This is a genomic window from Janthinobacterium aestuarii (genome assembly GCF_046113285.1).
Lineage (GTDB): Bacteria > Pseudomonadota > Gammaproteobacteria > Burkholderiales > Burkholderiaceae_D > Janthinobacterium.
The window spans coordinates 458,622-478,188 of sequence record NZ_CP142524.1 but is presented as its reverse complement, the minus strand read 5'-3'; the positions used below and the strand labels follow the sequence as shown (position 1 = coordinate 478,188).

General features: G+C 63.0%; 20 protein-coding genes. 10 read left to right on the top strand and 10 right to left on the bottom strand.

Translation table 11 applies throughout. The annotated features are described in order from the left end of the window. The first annotated feature begins 28 nt into the window (after nucleotides 1-28). On the top strand, nucleotides 29-970 hold the full coding sequence (locus OX462_RS02060; RefSeq protein ID WP_071650188.1) for a GGDEF domain-containing protein: 942 nt from the start codon (nucleotides 29-31) through the stop codon (nucleotides 968-970). Between the two features lie 131 nt (nucleotides 971-1,101). Here the strand turns inward: OX462_RS02060 and OX462_RS02055 are convergent, their stop codons facing one another. From OX462_RS02055 to OX462_RS02045, 3 genes are read right to left on the bottom strand one after another with little or no spacing between them, the layout of a single operon-like run. After that, nucleotides 1,102-2,556 carry an NAD(P)(+) transhydrogenase (Re/Si-specific) subunit beta gene (locus OX462_RS02055; RefSeq protein WP_070220594.1) on the bottom strand — a complete coding sequence of 485 codons (1,455 nt, stop codon included), beginning with the start codon at nucleotides 2,554-2,556 and terminating at the stop codon, nucleotides 1,102-1,104. 8 nt (nucleotides 2,557-2,564) lie between these two features. Further along, nucleotides 2,565-2,879: an NAD(P) transhydrogenase subunit alpha part 2 gene (locus OX462_RS02050; RefSeq protein ID WP_034745644.1), complete on the bottom strand. Its 315-nt coding sequence runs from the start codon at nucleotides 2,877-2,879 to the stop codon at nucleotides 2,565-2,567. Nucleotides 2,880-2,903: 24 nt separating this feature from the next. After that, nucleotides 2,904-4,016 carry a Re/Si-specific NAD(P)(+) transhydrogenase subunit alpha gene (locus tag OX462_RS02045; RefSeq protein ID WP_409027654.1) on the bottom strand — a complete coding sequence of 371 codons (1,113 nt, stop codon included), beginning with the start codon at nucleotides 4,014-4,016 and terminating at the stop codon, nucleotides 2,904-2,906. A gap of 411 nt (nucleotides 4,017-4,427) precedes the next feature. Here OX462_RS02045 and OX462_RS02040 point away from each other — a divergent pair, with 411 nt between their 5' ends. Then, entirely contained in the window at nucleotides 4,428-4,907 is a 480-nt protein-coding gene (locus tag OX462_RS02040) for an NUDIX hydrolase (RefSeq protein WP_010401817.1), read from the top strand. Nucleotides 4,908-4,949: 42 nt separating this feature from the next. Next, complete coding sequence (mnmA, locus tag OX462_RS02035) at nucleotides 4,950-6,071, top strand: tRNA 2-thiouridine(34) synthase MnmA (RefSeq protein WP_409027653.1); 1,122 nt, start codon at nucleotides 4,950-4,952, stop codon at nucleotides 6,069-6,071. On the opposite strand, the gene OX462_RS02030 is transcribed toward mnmA, so the two are convergent. The 3 genes from OX462_RS02030 to OX462_RS02020 all read right to left on the bottom strand — a co-directional run bounded on the left by OX462_RS02030 (nucleotide 6,068) and on the right by OX462_RS02020 (nucleotide 8,141). Beyond that, on the bottom strand, nucleotides 6,068-6,478 hold the full coding sequence (locus OX462_RS02030; RefSeq protein WP_070220767.1) for a response regulator: 411 nt from the start codon (nucleotides 6,476-6,478) through the stop codon (nucleotides 6,068-6,070). The two genes, mnmA and OX462_RS02030, sit on opposite strands and share 4 nt — an antisense overlap. A 146-nt stretch (nucleotides 6,479-6,624) precedes the next feature. Next, entirely contained in the window at nucleotides 6,625-7,398 is a 774-nt protein-coding gene (locus tag OX462_RS02025; RefSeq protein ID WP_070290831.1) for a 5'-3' exonuclease, read from the bottom strand. A gap of 71 nt (nucleotides 7,399-7,469) precedes the next feature. Then, the gene (locus OX462_RS02020; protein ID WP_230501713.1) at nucleotides 7,470-8,141 is read right to left on the bottom strand and encodes a glutathione S-transferase; all 672 of its coding nucleotides are present in this window, start codon (nucleotides 8,139-8,141) and stop codon (nucleotides 7,470-7,472) included. Nucleotides 8,142-8,308: 167 nt separating this feature from the next. Between OX462_RS02020 and OX462_RS02015 the strand changes: the two genes are divergently transcribed. The 4 genes from OX462_RS02015 to nagZ all read left to right on the top strand — a co-directional run bounded on the left by OX462_RS02015 (nucleotide 8,309) and on the right by nagZ (nucleotide 13,814). Then, entirely contained in the window at nucleotides 8,309-9,361 is a 1,053-nt protein-coding gene (locus OX462_RS02015; protein ID WP_070220604.1) for a YjgN family protein, read from the top strand. A gap of 1 nt (nucleotide 9,362) precedes the next feature. Then, nucleotides 9,363-10,376, top strand: coding sequence for a M48 family metallopeptidase (locus OX462_RS02010; RefSeq protein ID WP_070220606.1), 1,014 nt, complete (start codon nucleotides 9,363-9,365; stop codon nucleotides 10,374-10,376). Between the two features lie 104 nt (nucleotides 10,377-10,480). Continuing rightward, nucleotides 10,481-12,091, top strand: a complete 1,611-nt coding sequence (locus OX462_RS02005; RefSeq protein ID WP_070220608.1) for an FMN-binding glutamate synthase family protein — start codon at nucleotides 10,481-10,483, stop codon at nucleotides 12,089-12,091. 181 nt (nucleotides 12,092-12,272) lie between these two features. After that, nucleotides 12,273-13,814 carry a beta-N-acetylhexosaminidase gene (gene nagZ / locus OX462_RS02000; protein WP_070220610.1) on the top strand — a complete coding sequence of 514 codons (1,542 nt, stop codon included), beginning with the start codon at nucleotides 12,273-12,275 and terminating at the stop codon, nucleotides 13,812-13,814. Nucleotides 13,815-13,933: 119 nt separating this feature from the next. On the opposite strand, the gene OX462_RS01995 is transcribed toward nagZ, so the two are convergent. The 3 genes from OX462_RS01995 to OX462_RS01985 are packed head-to-tail and all read right to left on the bottom strand — an operon-like array spanning nucleotide 13,934 to nucleotide 16,412. Then, a complete protein-coding gene (locus OX462_RS01995; protein WP_070220612.1) occupies nucleotides 13,934-14,215 on the bottom strand; it encodes a hypothetical protein in 282 nt (93 codons plus the stop codon). 8 nt (nucleotides 14,216-14,223) lie between these two features. Continuing rightward, entirely contained in the window at nucleotides 14,224-16,125 is a 1,902-nt protein-coding gene (locus tag OX462_RS01990; RefSeq protein WP_070220614.1) for a ferrous iron transporter B, read from the bottom strand. Between the two features lie 2 nt (nucleotides 16,126-16,127). After that, nucleotides 16,128-16,412 carry a FeoA family protein gene (locus OX462_RS01985; RefSeq protein WP_070220616.1) on the bottom strand — a complete coding sequence of 95 codons (285 nt, stop codon included), beginning with the start codon at nucleotides 16,410-16,412 and terminating at the stop codon, nucleotides 16,128-16,130. 405 nt (nucleotides 16,413-16,817) lie between these two features. Between OX462_RS01985 and OX462_RS01980 the strand changes: the two genes are divergently transcribed. After that, nucleotides 16,818-17,033, top strand: a complete 216-nt coding sequence (locus tag OX462_RS01980) for a (2Fe-2S)-binding protein (RefSeq protein ID WP_034745611.1) — start codon at nucleotides 16,818-16,820, stop codon at nucleotides 17,031-17,033. 17 nt (nucleotides 17,034-17,050) lie between these two features. Continuing rightward, nucleotides 17,051-17,752, top strand: a complete 702-nt coding sequence (locus OX462_RS01975) for an energy transducer TonB (protein ID WP_070220769.1) — start codon at nucleotides 17,051-17,053, stop codon at nucleotides 17,750-17,752. Nucleotides 17,753-17,971: 219 nt separating this feature from the next. On the opposite strand, the gene OX462_RS01970 is transcribed toward OX462_RS01975, so the two are convergent. Further along, nucleotides 17,972-18,652, bottom strand: a complete 681-nt coding sequence (locus tag OX462_RS01970; protein WP_409027652.1) for a Fe2+-dependent dioxygenase — start codon at nucleotides 18,650-18,652, stop codon at nucleotides 17,972-17,974. Nucleotides 18,653-19,075: 423 nt separating this feature from the next. On the opposite strand from OX462_RS01970, the gene bfr reads away from it, so the two are divergent. Next, entirely contained in the window at nucleotides 19,076-19,552 is a 477-nt protein-coding gene (gene bfr, locus OX462_RS01965) for a bacterioferritin (protein WP_034745609.1), read from the top strand. The last annotated feature ends 15 nt before the right edge of the window (nucleotides 19,553-19,567 follow it).

The following is a 19,567-nucleotide window of genomic DNA, read 5'->3' as shown; positions in this document are numbered from 1 at the left end:
CTGTCACCTGGTTTTTGGCGACCGTTCCATGACAGATGCATTGCCCGCAGCACCGCCTGCCGCTCTTCCCGAAGTGCTCTTTTCCCGCCTGCTGGAAGACGCCCTCGACGCCGTCATCATCATCGATGAACATTGCCGCATCCGCTATATCAATGGCGCCATGCAGGCGCTGTCGGGCTATGCCAGCGGGGAATTGCTGGGTCAGACCCTGAACGGCCTGCTGCCCGACGCCGTCGGCGCGCAGCACGACAACCACGTGATCAATTACATCCGCAGCTCGCGCACCTCCAGCGTGCTGGGCAAGATACGCGAATTCGCCATCCGCCACCGCGATGCGCAAATGATACCCATCGAAATGAAGGCGCTGGACCTGGGCGTGGTGGACGGCATCCGCTATTTCGGCGCCTTCCTGCTCGACGTGCGCGAACGGCGCGAACTGGCGGCAAAGAACGCCAGCCTGCTGGCGCAGCTGGAACAGCAGGCGCTGCACGATGCGCTGACGTCGCTGCCCAACCGGCGCGCCTATGAAGCGCAAGCCGAGCAGGCGATGGCGCGCGCGGCACGCAGCGGCGCCGCCCTGACCGTGGGCGTGGCCGACCTCGACCATTTCAAGAAGATCAACGACCGCTACGGCCATGCCGTGGGCGACGCCGTGCTGCGCACGGTGGCGCAGGCGCTGCGCGACACGGGACGCATCACCGACGTGGCGGCCCGTCTCGGCGGCGAGGAGTTCGGCCTGCTGTTCCCCGACGCCAGCCTGCGGCAGGCGCACAAGGTGGCCGAACGCATCCGCGCCGCCGTGGCCGCCGCCATCACGCCTTTGCCCGATGGCGGCGAACTGCAGGTGACCATCAGCATCGGCGTGGCCTCCCTGACGGCCGGCGCCAGCCTGGACGCGGCCATGTCGGATGCCGACAAGGCCCTGTACGCGGCCAAGCACCAGGGACGCAATAAAGTCGTCGCAGCCTGAAGACAAGCGTAGGTCGGATTAGGCGGGGCCGCCGAGGCCGAAGGCCGTAATCCGACAACATTGTTGGCCCCAATACGTCGGATTACGCGGGGCTTTGCCCCGCTAATCCGACCTACGGAAAAAAATACCGCTTATTCGACTGCCTTGAGCATATCCTCGATCACCTTCTTGGCGTCGCCAAACACCATCATCGTGTTCGGCTGGTAGAACAGGTCGTTGTCCAGGCCCGCATAGCCGGACGCCATCGAGCGCTTGTTGACGATGATGCTCTTGGCCTTATAGGCTTCGAGGATCGGCATGCCGGCGATCGGCGATTTCGGGTCTTTCGCCGCCGGGTTGACGACGTCGTTCGCGCCCAGCACCAGCACCACGTCCGTCTGGCCGAATTCGCCGTTGATGTCTTCCATCTCGAAGACCTGGTCATACGGCACCTCGGCTTCAGCCAGCAGCACGTTCATGTGGCCCGGCATGCGCCCCGCCACGGGGTGGATCGCGTACTTGACGGTGACGCCCTTGTGCGTGAGCTTTTCCACCAGTTCTTTCAACGAGTGCTGCGCGCGCGCCACGGCCAGGCCGTAGCCGGGCACGATGATGACGGTTTCCGCATTGCTCATGATGAAGGCGGCGTCGTCGGCCGAACCCGATTTGACCGGGCGCTGTTCCTGCGCGCCGGCTGCGCCTGCGGCCGGCGCATCGCCGCCGAAACCGCCCAGGATGACGTTGAAGAACGAGCGGTTCATGGCCTTGCACATGATGTACGACAGGATCGCGCCGGACGAACCGACCAATGAGCCGGCGATGATCAGCATCGAGTTATTCAGCGAAAAACCGATGCCGGCCGCAGCCCAGCCCGAGTAACTGTTGAGCATCGATACCACCACCGGCATGTCGGCGCCGCCGATGGGGATGATGATCAGCACGCCCAGCGCGAAGGCGATGAGGGTCATGATGACGAACGGCGTCCAGGCAGGCTCCACCCCGTCGGCGAAGCAGAACGCCAGGCCCAGACCCACCATCACCAGCGCCAGCACCAGATTGAGCATGTGCTGGCCCTTGAAACTGACGGGCGCGCCCTGGAACAGGCGGAACTTGTATTTGCCCGACAGCTTGCCGAAGGCGATCACCGAACCGGAGAACGTGATGGCGCCGACAAAGGTGCCGATGAACAGTTCGAAGCGGTTACCGATGGGCAGCGCCTCGCCGTGTTTCGCGATATTGAAGGCCCACGGTTCCGACACGGCCGCCACGGCGATGCACACGGCCGCCAGGCCGATCAGCGAGTGCATGGCCGCCACCAGTTCCGGCATCTTCGTCATTTCCACGGTTTTCGCCAGGTAGGCGCCGATGGCGCCGCCCGTGACGATGCCGATGATGACGAGGGTCAGGCCCATGCCGCCCGTTTGCTGTTCCTTCAGTTTCAGGATCAGCGCCACGGTGGTGACGGCGGCAATGGCCATGCCGCTCATGCCGAAGGCATTGCCGCGGCGCGCCGTCGATGGCGACGACAGGCCTTTCAGGGCCTGGATGAAGCACACCGAGGCGATCAGGTACATCATCGTCACCAGGTTCATGGTGACGAAGCTCATGGCGTGACTCATTCTTTTGCTCCTTGCTTGGCCTTCGGTTCTTTTTTACGGAACATCTCGAGCATGCGCTGCGTGACGAGGAAGCCGCCGAACACATTGACGGCGGCCAGCGCCACGGCCAGGGTACCGGCCACTTGCGCCAGCGGGCCATCGGTCAGACCGGCCGCCAGCATGGCGCCGACGATGATGATGGCGGAAATGGCATTGGTGACGGCCATCAGCGGCGTATGCAGCGCCGGCGTGACGGTCCAGACGACGTGGTAGCCGACATAAATGGCCAGCACGAAGATGATCAGGTTGGTGATGGTGTGACTGATTTCCATGATGTTGTTCTCTCCGGCGCCGCGTTATTTTCTGAGGATGTCATTGCCTGCGCAAACCAGGCTGGCCTTGATGATTTCATCCTCGCGGTCGATCAGCAATTGGTCGTCCTTGTCGATGATGAGCTTTAAGAAGTCCAGCACGTTGCGCGCATACAGGGCCGAGGCGTCGGCCGCCACCAGGGTCGCCAGATTCGGCTCGCCGACGATGTACACGCCGTGTTTGAGCACCGTCTTGCCCAGCTCGGACAGCGGGCAGTTGCCGCCCTGCTCGACGGCCAGGTCGACGATGACGGAGCCCGGTTTCATGGCTTTCACCGTTTCTTCTGAAATCAGCACTGGCGCGGCGCGGCCGGGAATCAGGGCCGTGGTGATGATGATGTCGGCCAGTTTCGCCCGTTCGTGCACCAGTTCGGCCTGGCGCCGCATCCAGTCGGCCGGCATGGCGCGCGCATAGCCGCCCGAGCCCTTGGCGATTTCCTTTTCTTCGTCGGTGAGGAAGGGCACGTCGAGGAACTTGGCGCCCAAGGATTCCACTTGCTCCTTGACGGGCGGGCGCACGTCGGACGCCTCGATGACGGCGCCCAGGCGCTTGGCCGTGGCGATCGCCTGCAAGCCGGCCACGCCCACGCCCATGATCAGCACGCGGGCCGCCTTGACGGTGCCGGCCGCCGTCATCAGCATGGGCATGAAGCGCTGATAGGTATTCGCGGCCACCAGCACGGCCTTGTAGCCGGCGATGTTCGCCTGCGACGACAGCACGTCCATCGACTGCGCGCGCGTGATGCGCGGCACGGCTTCGAGGGCGAAGGCGGACAGGCCCGCCGTCGCCATGGCGGCGATATTGTCGGCGTCAAACGGGTTCAACATGCCGATCAGCACCGTGCCGCTGGCCATCAGGGCCCGTTCGCCGGCGTCCGGTGCGCGCACCTTGAGCACGATGGCGCAGCCATAGGCTTCCTGGGCGGTACCGATCTGCGCGCCGGCGGCAGCATACGCCTCGTCGGGAATCGAGGCTTGCACGCCCGCCCCCGACTGCACGACGACTTGATGCTTGGCTGCCAGCTTCTTGACTGTCTCGGGCGTGGCTGCCACCCGGGTTTCACCAGGCCGTGTTTCGGCCGGTATGCCTATCCTCATGATGCCTCCGCTAATTGATAAACTGACTAGAATCTAACACGGAAAGCAGCGCGCTAAACGTTTGTGAACCAGCAACTTTTAGTCGTACGACACTAATTTCATCCGCATCCATGATTTGTTTCACCATGCGGCGCGGCGCCCATATTGTGGGAAAGGTGTGTCAATCTCACCACAGTCGAGCAAGCGTGCGCGCTTGTTTTGACCACAGGGAAAGCCTATATTAGCGGGCGCTTCCTGCCATCTTGCCAACTAAGCCCCCATGCTAGTGCGCTCCCCGGGAAAGACGTAAGTACCTCCCACCGCTATTTGCTAAAACGTTGTCATTTATCAATATGTCCGCGCAACAAAAGGCCGGCTTCAAACCGCGCGCGCAGAACAAGATAAAATGTCGGCTCTTTCAAGGATGGAATCATGCCGAGAATCTGGAAACCCTCTGTCACCGTGGCCGCCATCGTCGAGCGCGATGGCCTGTTTTTACTGATTGAAGAAGAGACCAGCGAAGGCATCAAGCTCAACCAGCCAGCCGGCCACCTCGACCCGTTCGAGTCGCTGGAACAGGCGGTGATCCGCGAAACGCTGGAAGAAGCGGCCTACGATTTCATTCCCACGGCACTGGTCGGCATGTACATGTCGCGCTACCAGTCACTGCGCACGGGCGAGGACGTGACCTATCTGCGCTTCACCTTTTGCGGCACGGCCGGCGCCGAACACGATCGCCCGCTGGACGAAGGCATCATCCGCACCCTGTGGATGACGCGCGACGAGCTGGCGGCGTGCCAGGAGCGCCACCGCAGTCCGCTGGTGCTGCAGTGCGTGGACGAATACCTGGCTGGCCGGCGCGCGCCGCTGGCCCTGCTGCACACGCATGCGTCCGTTTTCAATAGCGCATAGCAATACGCATTGCCATATTATTAAAGTACACTGGAAAGCAAGATGAGCAAGAAGAAAGTCGTGATCGGCATGTCGGGCGGGGTCGATTCCTCGGTCGCGGCATGGATGCTGAAGGAACAAGGCTATGAAGTCATCGGCCTGTTCATGAAAAACTGGGAAGATGACGACGATTCGGAATACTGCTCCACGCGCCAGGACTGGATCGACGCGGCCAGCGTGGCCGACGTCATCGGCGTCGATATCGAAGCCGTCAATTTCGCTTCCGAATACAAGGACCGCGTGTTCGCCGATTTTCTGCGCGAATACCAGGCCGGCCGCACGCCGAACCCGGACGTGCTGTGCAACGCCGAAATCAAGTTCAAGGCCTTCCTTGACCACGCCATGACCCTGGGCGCCGACCTGATCGCCACCGGCCACTATGCGCGCGTGCGCCAGGCGCCGACCGATGCGGGCCGTTATGAACTGCTCAAGGCCGTCGACGCCAGCAAGGATCAAAGCTATTTCCTGCACCGTTTGAACCAGGCGCAGCTGTCCAAGACCTTGTTTCCGCTCGGTGAAATCCCGAAGACGCAAGTGCGCCAGATCGCCGAAAAATTGGCCCTGCCGAACGCGCAGAAGAAGGATTCCACGGGTATCTGCTTCATTGGCGAACGCCCGTTCCGCGAATTCTTGAACCGCTACCTGTCGTACAAGCCGGGCCCGATGAAAACGGCCGACGGCAAGACCGTGGGCGAACACGTGGGACTGAGTTTTTATACCCTGGGCCAGCGCAAGGGCATCGGCATCGGCGGCGTGAAGTCGTACCAGAATGCCGATGGCAGCAGCGACGCCTGGTATGTGGCGCGCAAGGATATCGTCAACAACACCCTGTGGGTGGTGCAGGGCCACGACCACCCGTGGCTGCTGTCGCCATCATTGACGGCCGACCAGGCCAGCTGGGTGGCCGGCACGGCGCCGCAGGCGGGCGCCCTGTCCGCCAAGACGCGCTACCGCCAGGCCGACGTGGCTTGCCAGTTGTTGCCGGATGGAAATGAACTGTTCAGCCTGGCGTTTGACCAGGCGCAATGGGCCGTCACGCCGGGCCAGTCGGCCGTGCTGTACGACGGCGACGTGTGCCTCGGCGGCGGCATCATCGCCAGTGCGACGGGCCTGGCCGGCGTCTAGGAGTTGTTGCCTTGCGCAGCGGCGGCCAAGGCCTGCTGCTTGCGCACCATCGCAATGACGGTATTGCGCACGGTTTTCAGGACCGTGTCGGCCATGAACGGTTTCACGATGAAGCCCGACACGCCCATCGCGTGGGCCGCCTGCAGCGAGGCCGCGTCGATGCCGCCCGAGACCATGAAAATGAGCGTCTTCGGATACTGGGCGCGGATGGTTTGCACAATATTCGTCCCATCTTCCACCTGCTCGCGCGCGATGCAGACGAAATGCGGATGGTGCTTGACCAGCAGGGCCAAGCCCAGCGCGCTCGTATGCGTCTGCCCGCAGACATCGTAGCCGCCATCGGTCAGGACCGTGTTCAGCAGGCCGCGCGCCACGGCGCTGCTATCGATCAGGACTGTCTTTAACATCATGATTACTTCCCTTGCTTGATTTTCTATTGCGAGTTCCACTCAGAGAGCGCCCATCAAAATGCTCAGGGCTAGGCGCGTTGCCGAAGGCAGTACGAATGTACGACGAGGCAAGGCAACAACGCCATGAGCTTTTTTTGGGCGCTCTACTTTTCCCACGCCAGCTTGTTCCAGGTGACGCCCAACGTCACGTCGGTCTTGAGTTCGACCAACTTTCTTGAAAGATACAGTATTTCCCGCTCTTTTCGCAGGCTTTCACCGAGCGTGCCGGGCAAAATGCCCGCGCCGGCCATCACGGCGTCGATATTGCCGTAAGCGCGCAACAGTTTCGCGCCCGTCTTCAGGCCGATCTTCGACACGCCGGGAATGCTGTCGGTGACGTCGCCCATCAGCGCCAGCAGGTCGGGCAGCAGTTCCGGCGGCACGCCGAACTTTTTCTCGACCCAGGCGTGGTCGTGCCAGACGCCCTTGAAATGGTCCCACACGAGCGCGCCGTGGGCGATCAGACCGTGCAAATCCTTGTCGGTGGTGGCGATGACGGCCGCGCCGCGCCCCTCGTGCAGCCAGCGCATTACGGCCGTGCCGATCACGTCGTCGGCCTCGACCTCGGGGATGCTGACCACGTGCATGCCGAAGCTGGCCAGGGTGGCGTAAAAGCCGGGCAAGGCGTCGCGCAGCACCTGCGGCATCGGCTGGCGCCCTTCACGATAGCCGGCATACAGGGCGTGGCGCCAGGTGGGCCCGCCAAAGTCGAAGGCCGGCAGGATGTGCGTCGGCTCATGGTCGTTGATGAGGGTGCGAAACGACGACAGCGCATGGCGCAGCGCGATCTCCGCCTTCAGGTCGGAATCGGGTTCAGGACTGGCTTCGTAGACGCGGCGTACGATATTCAAGCCGTCGATAGCGAGGAGTCTGGCCATGCGGTAAGTGGATACTGGTTGAATCGATCATTTTACCGTATGGTTCCCCGCACATCGGGCTTGAATACCCTTCATTTGGCGAAATCGTAGGGCCCGCCCCGTTCCAGGGCGCGCTGGTAGGCCGGGCGTGCATGGATGCGCTGCAGGAACGCCGTCAGCTTCGGCAGGCGCTCGTCGAGCCCGCCGCGCATGGCGGCCGCTTCCAGCGGAAAGCTCATCTGGATGTCGGCCGCCGTGAACTCATTGCCGGCAAACCATTTGCTTTTCTCGAGTTCCGCTTCCATGTAGGCCAGCTGGCTGTTGATATTGGGCGTGATGAAGCTGCTCTTGACCTTGCTGGCGATGCCGCGCGCGATCGGTTTGACGAAAAACGGCATCGGCGACGATTCGACCTTGTCGAACACCAGCTTCATCAGCAGCGGCGGCATGGCCGAGCCTTCCGCGAAATGCAGCCAATAGGTCCAGCGCAGCTTCTCGGGCGTGCCCGCCGCCGGTATCAATCGGCCATTGCCGTAGCGCTCGACCAGATACTCGATGATGGCGCCCGATTCGGCGATGGTGTTCGCGCCGTCCGTGATCACGGGCGACTTGCCCAGCGGATGCACGGCCTTCAGCGAAGCGGGCGCCAGCATGGTTTTCGGGTCGCGCTGGTAGCGTTTGACCTCGTAGTCGAGGCCCAGCTCCTCGAGCAGCCAGAGCACGCGCTGCGAGCGCGAATTGTTCAGATGGTGGACGACGATCATGGCGATTTCCGTTGGCAATGGTTGAGTCCCAGTATAGCCGGGACGGGAAAATCGCGGCGACAGGGGCCGCACACCAAAAAATAATTGCGAAAAACACTATTTTCAATTGATAACTTTTCAATCTTCCCTTATCTTGTTTTGTTTCCAATAAGTAAGGAAACTCCCCCGTGGATTTCGATACCAACAACACCACGCCCAAGCGTGAAGCCATTACCTTCAGCGCCACCGGCAGCGAATACTTCCGTATCTGGATCGTCAACCTGCTGCTGAGCATTGTCACCCTGGGCATTTATTCCGCCTGGGCCAAGGTGCGCCGCAACCGCTATTTCTATTCCAGCACCCACCTCGCTGGCAGCAGCTTCGAATACCACGGCAATGCCGTCGCCATCCTGAAGGGCCGCATCGCGGCAGTGGTATTGATCGGCGGCTACAACATCGCCTTCCAGATCTCGCCCATCGTCGGCCTGATCATGCTCGTGCTGATGATGGCCGTGCTGCCATGGCTGGTCTGGAAAAGCCTGCAGTTCAAGCTCTACAACACCAGCTACCGCGGCATCCGCTTCGGCTTCGACGGCAGCGCCAGCGAAGCCTACAAATACTTCCTGTGGCTGCCCATCCTGAACACCTTCACGGCTGGCCTGATGACGCCGTTCCTGCACCAGCGCCTGAAGCGCTTCCAGCACACACAGAGCCGCTTCGGCAGCACCAATTTCAGCTTTGACGCCTCGGTTGGCAGCTTCTACAAGACCTATCTGCTGTTCTTCGCCCTGCTGCTGGCCGGTTTCCTGGTCCTGATCTTTGTCGTCTTCGCCAGCGTCTTCGCCACCTTTGCCACCGATGCCAACGATGTCACCAAGGCCGGCAGCATCTTCGGCGCCGTGGCGGCCCTGTATGCGTGGGCCTTTATCGTGCTGCCGCTGTTCCTGACCATGATCCAGAACCTGATCTGGAACCATACGCGCCTGCAGCAGCACCAGTTCCAGTCGCAGCTGACCTGGGGCCGCACCACGTTCGTCATGCTGACCAACCTGCTCGGTATCGTCGTCACCCTGGGCCTGTTTTCGCCATTCGCCCAGGTGCGCTGGCTGAAGTACCGCCTGGAAGCGACGTCGATGCTGGTGCACGGCAGCCTGGACGCCTTTGTCGCCGCCACCGGCGAGCAAGTCTCTGCCACGGGCGAAGGCATGGTCGATCTGCTGGACTTCGACCTGTCGCTGTAGCATGACGCTCGATCACCACGCGCCGGGCGCGGTCCCCGTGCCCGCGCGCTATTTCGACGGCCAGACCTCGCGCCTGTACCACGTCACGCTCAGCGTGCGCGATGGCATGGCCGTGCTGGCCGGCGACATCGAGCGCAGCTGCCCGCTGGGCGAGCTGCACGTGTCCGAACGCAGCAGCCACGCCGTGCGCAAGGTCAGCTTTCCCGACGGCGCCTACCTGGAGATCGCCGACCAGGCGGCCTTCAACGACGTGCTGCATGAGACGGGCCACCGCGACGGCTGGGTCGTGCGGCTGCAGCAAAGCTGGCGCGGCGCCCTGCTGGCCACGGTCGCCACCGTACTGGCCCTGTGGCTCAGCTATCAGTACCTGCTGCCTGTGGTGGCGAAGGGCGTCGCGTATGCGATTCCCCAGTCCGTCGAGCGCCAGCTGGGCCAGGGCGTGCTCGATTTCCTCGACGGCCACGTGTTTGAGGCAAGCAAGCTCGATGGCGCGCGCCAGCAAGCCTTGCGCGCCCGTTTCGCGCGCCTGGCCACGCCCGGCGACAGCGCGCCCGCGCACCGCATCGTTTTCCGCAAAAGCAAGATCGGTCCGAACGCGTTCGCCCTGCCGTCCGGCGACATCGTGCTGACCGATGAAATGGTGGAGCTGATGCCGGACGACGACGCCATCATGGGCGTGCTGGCGCATGAACTGGGCCATTTGCAGCAGCGCCATCTGACGCGCCGCCTGATCCAGACCTCGGCCGTGGGCGCCGGCGCGGCGCTGCTGTTCGGCGACGTCTCGACCGTGGTGGCGACCTTGCCGCCGCTGCTGCTGGACTTGAAGTATTCGCGCGATGTCGAGCGCGAGGCGGACGACTACGCGATTGCCATGCTGCGCCAGAACGGTATTCCCCTGGAACACCTGGCGCAGGTGTTTGTCGCCCTGGGCAAGCTGGACCATGGCACGCCCTACCTGTCGAGCCATCCGGCCAGCACTGAGCGCATCGCACGCATCCGCGCCGCACAACGCTAAGTACCGTGCGCGGCGTCCTATGGGCGCCGCGTTCTTTCCCACCAGCACGTTCCGTGAATCGAAGGTAGACTCAGCAATATCAGTCTGACTTTCCCGGAGTGCCCATGCACCTAGTACCATTTCGCTACCTGACCTTCATTGCGACGGCAGCCATCTTTGTCCTGTCCCTGTTTTACTATGACCATTACTGGCTGCCCGTGCTGGCCGGTGCGCTGACCCTGGTCGGCATCAGCGACCTGCTGCAAACGAAGCGCGCCCTGCGCCGCAACTACCCCATCCTCGCGCACTTCCGCTTCTTTTTTGAGAGCATCCGCCCCGAAATCCGCCAGTATTTCCTGGAAAGCGACAGCGAGGCGACGCCGTTTTCGCGCAGCCAGCGCAGCATCGTCTACCAGCGCGCCAAGGAGCAGACGGACAAGCGCCCGTTCGGCACCCAGCTCGACGTGTATGAAGCAGGCTACGAATGGATCAACCACTCCATCGCCCCCGCCAAGGTCACGGGCCACGATTTCCGCATCGAGATCGGCAACCATCCGGACTGCCCGCGCGCCAAGCCGTATTCGGCCAGCGTCTTCAATATCTCGGCGATGAGCTTTGGCGCCCTGTCGGCCAACGCCATCCTGGCCCTGAACGGCGGCGCGCGCAGCGGCGGCTTCATGCACGACACGGGCGAAGGCAGCATCAGCCCCTACCACCGCAAAAACGGCGGCGACCTGGTGTGGGAAATCGGCTCCGGCTACTTCGGCTGCCGCAATCAGGACGGCACGTTTTCGGAAGAGCGCTTCATCGCCAACGCCAGCTCGGAGCAGGTCAAGATGATCGAGCTGAAAATGTCGCAAGGCGCCAAGCCGGGCCACGGCGGCGTGCTGCCCGGCCCGAAAGTGACGATCGAGATCGCCACCACGCGCGGCGTGATGGTGGGCGAGGATTGCGTCTCGCCGGCCGCGCACAGCGCCTTTTCCACGCCACGGGAAATGCTGCATTTTATCGACCGCCTGCGCACGCTCTCGGGCGGCAAGCCGACGGGCTTCAAGCTGGCCATCGGCCATCCGTGGGAATTCTTCGCCATCGTGAAAGCCATGCTGGAAACGGGCATCACGCCCGACTTCATCGTCGTCGACGGCAGCGAAGGGGGAACGGGCGCGGCGCCCCTGGAATTCACGGACCACGTGGGCACGCCACTGCAGGAAGCGCTGGTACTCGTGCATAACACTCTCGTGGGCGCCAACCTGCGCGCGAAGATCAAGATCGGCTGCTCGGGCAAGATCATCACGGCCTTCGACATTGCCCGCTTGCTGGCGCTGGGCGCCGACTGGTGCAATTCGGCGCGCGGCTTCATGTTCGCGCTGGGCTGCATCCAGTCGCAAAGCTGCCACACGGACCGCTGCCCCACGGGCGTGGCCACGCAAGACCCGCAGCGCCAGCGCGCGCTGGTGGTGCCCGACAAGATCGCCCGCGTGGCGCACTTCCATCAGAACACCATGAAGGCGCTGGCCGAACTGATCGCCGCCGCCGGCCTGGCGCATCCGCAGGAACTGCGTCCGCACCACCTGGTGCGGCGCATCTCGCCGAATCAGGTGAAACTGGCGTCCGCCCTGCTGCCCTTCCTGGAAGCGGGCCAGTTGCTCGACCCGAGCCAGCTGCCGCAGCTGCCGCCCGTGTTCGGTCTGTACTGGCCCAAGGCGCAATCGGCCTCGTTCCAGCGCCTCGATTGATACGGTGTTTGCGCAAGTGGAGCAATACCACTTAATAACCACTTGCGCAAAAACCCAAATCCAATACAATACCAAAACAAGTACAAAACCAAGGCAGCTTTTCCGGTGACCGCCACGATGCGCCACCACGGTGCCAGAATACGTATGCCGTCGTCACAATCAATACCGGAGGAGTTGCAGCATGGAGCAGGGTTTGCGCGAGAAAATAGGACAGTTGTTCATGGTGGGCTTCGACGCCCTGCAGGCGGACGAGCATATCAAGACCTTGATACGCGAAAAGAAGGTAGGCGGCGTGATCCTGTTCCGCCGCAACGTGCACACGCCCGCGCAAGTGTCGGCCCTGTGCCGCGAACTGCAGGAGATCAACGCGGAAGTGTCCGACATCCCGCTCTTGATCTCCATCGATCAGGAAGGCGGCATGGTGATGCGCATCGAGCAGGGCGTCACGCCGATTCCCGCGGCGATGGCCTTCCAGGCGGCCGGCTCCATCGAAGACTGCGAACGCATGAACCAGATCAGCGGCGATGAGATGCGCCAGGTGGGCATCAATATGCTGCTCGCGCCCGTGCTGGACGTGAACAACAACCGCAACAACCCCGTCATCGGCGTGCGCGCGTATGGCGAGGATGCCGCCACCGTCATCGACTACGGCATGGCCGCCATGCGCGGCCAGCGCGCCAGCGGCGTGGCCGTCACCGCCAAGCACTTCCCCGGCCACGGCGACACGGCCATCGACACGCATTACGCCATGGCGCTGGTCCCGCACGACAAGGAACGCCTGCGCGCCGTGGAACTGGCGCCGTTCCGCGCGGCGATTGCCGGCGGCGTGGACGCCATCATGACGGCGCACGTGGTCTTCCCCGCCTTCGAGGCCGATACCAGCGTGCCCGCCACCCTGTCGAAGGGCGTGCTGACGGACCTGCTGCGCGGTGAAATGCAATACAAGGGCGTGGTCATCACCGATTGCCTGGAAATGGCGGCCATCGCCGACGGCATCGGCATCGCCCGGGGCGCCATCGCCACCTTGCAGGCGGGCGCCGACATCGTCCTCATCTCGCACCGCGAAGCGCAGCAGACGGCGGCCATCGAGGCCGTCATCGCCGCAGTGGAGCGCGGCGACATTGCGATCTCCCGCATCGAGGCGGCTTGCGCGCGCGTGGCGGAACTCAAGCGCAACCGCGCCGTGCGCGACTGGCGCGAACGTCCTGTCGCCCCGCCGGCGCTGATGCAGCCGGCCGCCATGGCCCTGTCGCAGCTGCTGCAAAAGGCGGCGCTGCGCGTGCAGGGCGACTACCGCCCGCTCGACGCCAGCCTGCCCGTGACCCTGCTGACGGTGGAAGTGCGCTCGCGCAGCGAGATCGACGAAGTGGCGCTGGGCCGCAACAAGGAAGCGCGCAGCTCGATGCTGCCGGCGCTGCTCGAAGCGGGTCTGGACGTGCGCGAATATGCCTTGTCGGCCGAAGCGCTGGACGACGAGGTCAACGAAGCCATCGCCTTTGCGCAAGGCGCGCGGCAGATCGTGCTGCAAACGTATAACGCCATGTTCGTCGACGGCCAGCGCCGCCTGGTCGAGGCCCTGCCACACGACAAACTGTGGCTGGTGGCAGGCCGCCTGCCCTACGACCTGGACCTGGCGCCCCACGCGCAAGGCCGCCTGGCCGCCTTCGGCTGTCGCCCGGCCGCGCTGGTGCCGGTCGTCGACAAGCTGGCCGGCAAGGCGTAGGCGCAGTACCGGCGTAAAAAAACCCGCAGCAGCGGGTTTTTTTACGTTCAGGGCCGCGACATAGTCGGAATAGTCGGCACGGGCGGCCAGGCAAAGGGTCCGAGGAACAGGCCGATGCATCAATCCTGGCGCTGCACCTGCATCAGGATCACGCGCTTGCTGCTGCCGTCGGCCGGCGGCGTGGCGGACGGCGGCGGAGGGCTGTCGCAGGAACCGCAGGAACCGCAGCCGCTGCCGCAGCCCGGCGCTACCTTGAAGAAGGTCGACATCTTCGCCTCATCGAGGCCGCAGCGCACCAGGCCGCGCACGATGGCGCGGCGCACGCCGGCCGGCAGGTACTTGGTCGAAAAATGCAGCAGCGCGGCTGCGACGATCAGGGCGACGATGAGGGTTTGCCACATGGTTTCTCCTAAGCGCCCAGCAACAGGGCGACGCGGTACGTGATGAACGAGGCGGCATACGCGAGGGCGAACATATAGCCGGCCATCAGCAGCGGATAGCGCCAGCCGCCCGTTTCGCGTTTCACCACGGAGAGGGTCGACAGGCACTGCGGCGCGAACACATACCAGGCCAGCAATGACAATGCAGTGGCCATCGACCACGAATGGGCGATCAGCGGTTCCAGGGTAGAGGCCAGCGCGTCGCCCGTTTGCGACAGCGCATACACGGTGCCCAGGGCGCCGACGGCCACTTCGCGCGCCGCCATGCCCGGCACCAGTGCGATGCATATCTGCCAATTAAAACCGATGGGCGCGAAGATCACTTCCAGGCCGCGGCCCAGGATGCCGGCCAGGCTGTAATAGATGGGCGGATGGATCGCGTTGTCCGGCGCGCCGGGGAAGGTGCTGAGGAACCACAGGATGATCATCAGGCTCAGGATGATGGTACCGACGCGCGTGAGGAAGATCTTCGCGCGCTCCCACAGGCTGACGGCCAGGTTGCGCAGATGCGGCCAGTGGTAGGCCGGCAATTCCAGCAGCAGCGGCTGGTTGCCGCGCACGCCCATGCTGCGCTTCATGACCCAGGCCACGGCCATGGCCGAGATGATGCCGGCGAAGTACAGCACGAACAGCACCAGGCCTTGCAGGCTCAGATAGCCCCACACCTGGCGCTGGGGAATGAAGGCGGCGATGATCAGCGCATACACGGGCAGGCGCGCCGAGCACGTCATCAGCGGCGCGATCATGATGGTAACGAGGCGGTCGCGCGGATTCTGGATGGTGCGCGCCGCCATCACGCCGGGGATGGCGCAGGCAAAGCTCGACAGCAGCGGGATGAAGGCGCGGCCCGACAGGCCCACGCCGCCCATCAGGCGGTCCAGCAGGAAGGCCGCGCGCGGCAGGTAGCCGCAGTCTTCCAGGCTCAGGATAAAGAAGAACAGGATCAGGATTTGCGGCAGGAACACCAGCACGCTGCCGACGCCGCCGATGATGCCTTCGACCAGCAGGCTTTTCAGGTGGCCGTCGGGCATGTTCGCCGTCAGCAGGGCGCCCAGGTGGCCCACGCCATCGGTGATCATTTCCATCGGCGTGGCAGCCCAGGCAAACACGGCCTGGAAGATCAGGAACATCAGCACGGCCAGGATGATGGGGCCGAAGACGGGATGCAGCACCACGTCGTCGATCTTTTCCGTCAGGTTGCCGCTGTCGCGCGTGTCGTTGCTGACGGCGGCCAGGATGCGGCGCACTTCGCGCTGCGTTTCTTCGACGCTGACGGCGTCGATGGCCGCCAGCGGTTTCGCTTCCACCGCAGGCAGCGGCAGCATGGCGTCGATGGCATCCAACAAGGCTTTTTCGCCATCGTGCTGCACCGCGACGGTTTCCACCACGGGCATGCCCAGTTCCTGCGACAGCCTGGCCGTGTCGATGAGCATGCCGCGCTTGCGCGCCACGTCCGTCATGTTCAGCGCCAGCAGCATGGGCAGGCCCAGGCGCTTGACTTCCAGCACCAGGCGCAAATTCAGGCGCAAATTGGTGGCATCGACCACGCAAATGATGGCGTCCGGACGCGGGTCGCCGCGGCGCAGCCCGCCCACCACGTCGCGCGTGATGGCTTCATCGGGCGTGGTGGCCGACAGGCTGTAGGCGCCCGGCAAATCGAGCACGCGCACGGGCTTGCCGCTTGGCGACGTGAAATGGCCTTCCTTGCGCTCGATGGTCACGCCGGCGTAGTTCGCCACTTTCTGGCGCGCGCCCGTCAAACGGTTGAACAGGGCCGTCTTGCCGCAGTTCGGATTGCCCAGCAAGGCGATTTGTGGCTGGTGCGGCGGCTTGTGCGCGCCCGCTTCCACGATAGTTTCTACGGCACCCATATTTATTCCGGTTGAAGCAGCGGTTGAATCGTGATCAGCGCCGCTTCGAAGCGGCGCAGTGCGAACGTGGCATTGCCGACCTTGATGGCCAGCGGATCGCCGCCGGGAATACCGCGCTTGAGCATGCGGATTCGTTCGCCGGGAACGAATCCCAGCTCCATCAACCGGCGGACGAGGTCGACGCCGTCTTCCGTCTGTCCTGCCGCGTTGGGCGTGATATGCAACACCGTGCCGCTCTGGCCGACTGCCAGCGCGTCGAGCGTCATCAGGGGTGGAACTAGAGTCATGAGCAAATTCCGTTCAAATTAAGAACACCGGGGACAGACTGCTGCGCCTGGCGCATGCCCTGATGTTGTGAGGTAAAACGCAACTGTTGCGCATTACCGACAAGCGGCCTTTCAATGTGTCCAGACGGCGACCGTCCGAGACAATACCAGCATTATAAACATGAATGCGAATTGTTTTTATTTAGCCCGGAGAGCCGCCCCTGCCAAGGGCTGCGCCATGCGCGCAAAGCGCAGATCAAGCTGCCGCGCCAGGCCGCCAACTGCCGCACACTTGATCAAAATCGCTTGCATTGTCCTGCACTTTGCGCGACAATGAAACGTAATGATAATGATTCTCATTAAAACACTAGCAACAATGCTTTCAAGCACTAGTGTCTGTTCATCCTCCAGCCAGAAGGTGTATCAATGATTGTATGTGTCTGCAACAACATATCTGATCGTGAAATCCGTCAAGCCGTCGATCTTGGCCTGTCCAGCATGGCCGAACTGCGCCGCGACCTGGGCGTGGCCACCTGCTGCGGCAAATGCCACACCTGCGCGCGGGAAGTGCTGAACGATCACCTGAACGCCACCGTGGCGCTGCAAGAAACCGTATTGATGCGAGCTGTACTGACAAACTAAAGAAAGCGATGAACGCCATGACGATGATGCCCCCGCCCGTAACGGTGCAGGCCGTGCAGCAATTTGCCGACTTCGACAAGAAGCGCAACAAATTCGCGCCGCTGATGGCCATCGTCGTCCTGCATATCGCCGGCTTTTACGCCATCCAGAGCGGCCTGCTGAGCCGCGTCGTCACGGCGGCCATGCCGACCATCACCACCATCAGCATCATCGCCCCGCCGGCGCCACCGAAACCGCCGGCGCCGTCCGTACCGAAAACCGTGGAACTGAGCGCGCCCGTGCCGCGCGCCGTGATCCCGCCGCTGCCGCTGATCGCCGTGGCGCCGAGCGAACCGACGATCACGCCGCCGCAGCCGACGCGCGCCGAAGCGGCGCCCGTCGCCACCGCCGCGCCGACGGCGCCAGCCGCACCGTCGCCGACGCCACCGGCACCAGCGACGCCGCGCACCGTCAGCAGCGTCGAATACATCAAGGCGCCGCAGCTGATCTATCCGAATCTGTCGCGCCGCCTGGGCGAAAGCGGCACCGTGGTGCTGCGCATCCTGATCAATGAAAAGGGCTTGCCCGAGCAAATCCTGATCCAGAAATCGACCGGCTACACGAACCTCGATGAAGCGGGCCGCCAGGCCGCGCAGCGCGCGCTGTTCAAGCCGATGATCGAAAACGGCAAACCCGTCCCCGTGTACGTGCTTGTCCCCCTGACCTTCCAGTTGAGCTAGCCTTCCTGCGGCCCTAGGGCCGCTGCCAGCCCGCAAGCATCGCACCCTGTGCCCTGCTTGCTTTTTTGCGCCCTTTTTAGTCAAGCGATTTGCTTGTTTCAGTCTGCCAGCCTACATCCCCGGGCCAGGCAGACTTTTTTTTGCCCGCTATGGGGTCAGACCCTCAACACCGCCAACGCAAGGTTCAGCGCCAACTTCACCGGGGGTCTGACCCCAGCCTTACATCTCCGCCCACATGCGCAGCAGATTGTGATAATGCCCCGTCAGTCCCACGGTGGCCGGCGAATCGCCGTGTTCTGCGCGCACGCTCTGGATGTTCTGATCGAGCTCGAACAGCATGCTGCGCTTCCAGTCCTCGCGCACCATGCTTTGCGTCCACAGGAAAGAGCAGATGCGCTCGCCGCTGGTGACGGGCAGCACCTGATGCACGCTGCTCGACGGATACACGATCACGTCGCCGGCCGGCAGTTTCACTTCATGCGTGCCATACGCATCGACCACCACCAGCTCGCCGCCCTCGTACTCGTCCGGCTCGCTCAGGAACACGGTCGACGAGACGTCGGCGCGCATCGACTGCATGCCGTTTTTCGGCGTGCGGATGGCGCCGTCGATATGCAGGCCATAGTGCTCGCCGCCCGCATAGCTGTTGAAGAAGGGCGGCAGGATGCGCAGCGGCAGCACGGCGGCAAAGAACAGGGGATTGGCCATCAGCGCGCGGCTGACGATCTCGCCCAGCTCCAGCGCCAGCGGCGACCTCTCTGCCAGCTGGCGGTTGCGCTTGACTTGCGCGCCTTGCGCCCCGACGCTGGCGCGCCCGTCGACCCAGTCCGTCTGCGCCAGGCGCTGGCGAAACTGCGTCACCTGTTCCGGCGTCAGCACGCCGGGTATATGCAGCATCATCTTGCTATCCTTTTTTCAGTAAATATCACTGCCTGATTATCGCATCGCCGGCAGCGGCCAAGAAGCCACAAAAGCAAGAATGGCCCAACATTTCCCGCCTGTTCAGCGCGGTCATGCACGCGATCCGGCAGCGCCAAAAGCGGGCCAGAAATGCGAATGAGAATGGCCTTCATTTTCCTTAACAAATAAAAAACGGCGCAAGTGGGCAATCCACTTGAGAATGGGTTTTATTCGCACGATATTTACGTTAAAAAGACGGAAAAATGCCGTTTAGCACCGAAAACCGCCCATATTTTGCGCTATCATGCGGGCATAGCGAAACCGGCAACCTGCGCGCCACCAGGCAGCCCTGCGCCACCCGGCCGTGAACGCCAGCAGCCTGCGGTTTCATCATCGAACACGACACAGAACAAAGGAAATGCCATGAAGGGCGATAAAGAAGTCATCCGCATGCTCAATGCACAGCTCACCAACGAACTGTCGGCCATCAACCAGTACTTCCTGCATGCGCGCATGTACAAGCACTGGGGCCTGGAAAAGCTGGGCAAGAAAGAATACGAAGAATCGATCGGCGAAATGAAACACGCCGACAAGCTGATCGACCGCATCCTGATGCTCGACGGCCTGCCGAACCTGCAAGCGCTGCACAAGCTGCTGATCGGTGAGAACACGCCGGAAATGCTGGAATGCGACCTGAAGCTGGAACGCGCCGCGCACGCCACCGTCAAGGAAGGCATCGCCATCAGCGAAAAAGCGGGCGACTACGTCTCGCGCGACCTGTTCCTGATGATCCTGGAAGACACGGAAGAGCATATCGACTGGCTCGAAACGCAGATCGACCTGATCGCCAAGGTCGGCATTCAGAATTACCTGCAAAGTCAGATGGCGATTGAGGAGTAATTGCTCTTCGAGGCA

What these genes read in the sequence shown, in the direction of transcription:
- OX462_RS01995 (WP_070220612.1), bottom strand. Translation starts at nt 14,215, where the DNA reads ATGTGGCAAACCCTCATCGTCGCCCTGATCGTCGCAGCCGCGCTGCTG.
- OX462_RS01980 (WP_034745611.1), top strand. Translation starts at nt 16,818, where the DNA reads ATGATTGTATGTGTCTGCAACAACATATCTGATCGTGAAATCCGTCAA.
- nagZ (WP_070220610.1), top strand. Translation starts at nt 12,273, where the DNA reads ATGGAGCAGGGTTTGCGCGAGAAAATAGGACAGTTGTTCATGGTGGGC.
- OX462_RS02040 (WP_010401817.1), top strand. Translation starts at nt 4,428, where the DNA reads ATGCCGAGAATCTGGAAACCCTCTGTCACCGTGGCCGCCATCGTCGAG.
- OX462_RS01970 (WP_409027652.1), bottom strand. Translation starts at nt 18,652, where the DNA reads ATGATGCTGCATATACCCGGCGTGCTGACGCCGGAACAGGTGACGCAG.
- OX462_RS02060 (WP_071650188.1), top strand. Translation starts at nt 29, where the DNA reads ATGACAGATGCATTGCCCGCAGCACCGCCTGCCGCTCTTCCCGAAGTG.
- OX462_RS02050 (WP_034745644.1), bottom strand. Translation starts at nt 2,879, where the DNA reads ATGGAAATCAGTCACACCATCACCAACCTGATCATCTTCGTGCTGGCC.
- bfr (WP_034745609.1), top strand. Translation starts at nt 19,076, where the DNA reads ATGAAGGGCGATAAAGAAGTCATCCGCATGCTCAATGCACAGCTCACC.
- OX462_RS02020 (WP_230501713.1), bottom strand. Translation starts at nt 8,141, where the DNA reads ATGATCGTCGTCCACCATCTGAACAATTCGCGCTCGCAGCGCGTGCTC.
- OX462_RS02010 (WP_070220606.1), top strand. Translation starts at nt 9,363, where the DNA reads ATGACGCTCGATCACCACGCGCCGGGCGCGGTCCCCGTGCCCGCGCGC.
- mnmA (WP_409027653.1), top strand. Translation starts at nt 4,950, where the DNA reads ATGAGCAAGAAGAAAGTCGTGATCGGCATGTCGGGCGGGGTCGATTCC.
- OX462_RS02005 (WP_070220608.1), top strand. Translation starts at nt 10,481, where the DNA reads ATGCACCTAGTACCATTTCGCTACCTGACCTTCATTGCGACGGCAGCC.
- OX462_RS02025 (WP_070290831.1), bottom strand. Translation starts at nt 7,398, where the DNA reads ATGGCCAGACTCCTCGCTATCGACGGCTTGAATATCGTACGCCGCGTC.
- OX462_RS02055 (WP_070220594.1), bottom strand. Translation starts at nt 2,556, where the DNA reads ATGAGCTTCGTCACCATGAACCTGGTGACGATGATGTACCTGATCGCC.
- OX462_RS01990 (WP_070220614.1), bottom strand. Translation starts at nt 16,125, where the DNA reads ATGGGTGCCGTAGAAACTATCGTGGAAGCGGGCGCGCACAAGCCGCCG.
- OX462_RS02045 (WP_409027654.1), bottom strand. Translation starts at nt 4,016, where the DNA reads ATGAGGATAGGCATACCGGCCGAAACACGGCCTGGTGAAACCCGGGTG.
- OX462_RS01985 (WP_070220616.1), bottom strand. Translation starts at nt 16,412, where the DNA reads ATGACTCTAGTTCCACCCCTGATGACGCTCGACGCGCTGGCAGTCGGC.
- OX462_RS01975 (WP_070220769.1), top strand. Translation starts at nt 17,051, where the DNA reads ATGACGATGATGCCCCCGCCCGTAACGGTGCAGGCCGTGCAGCAATTT.
- OX462_RS02030 (WP_070220767.1), bottom strand. Translation starts at nt 6,478, where the DNA reads ATGTTAAAGACAGTCCTGATCGATAGCAGCGCCGTGGCGCGCGGCCTG.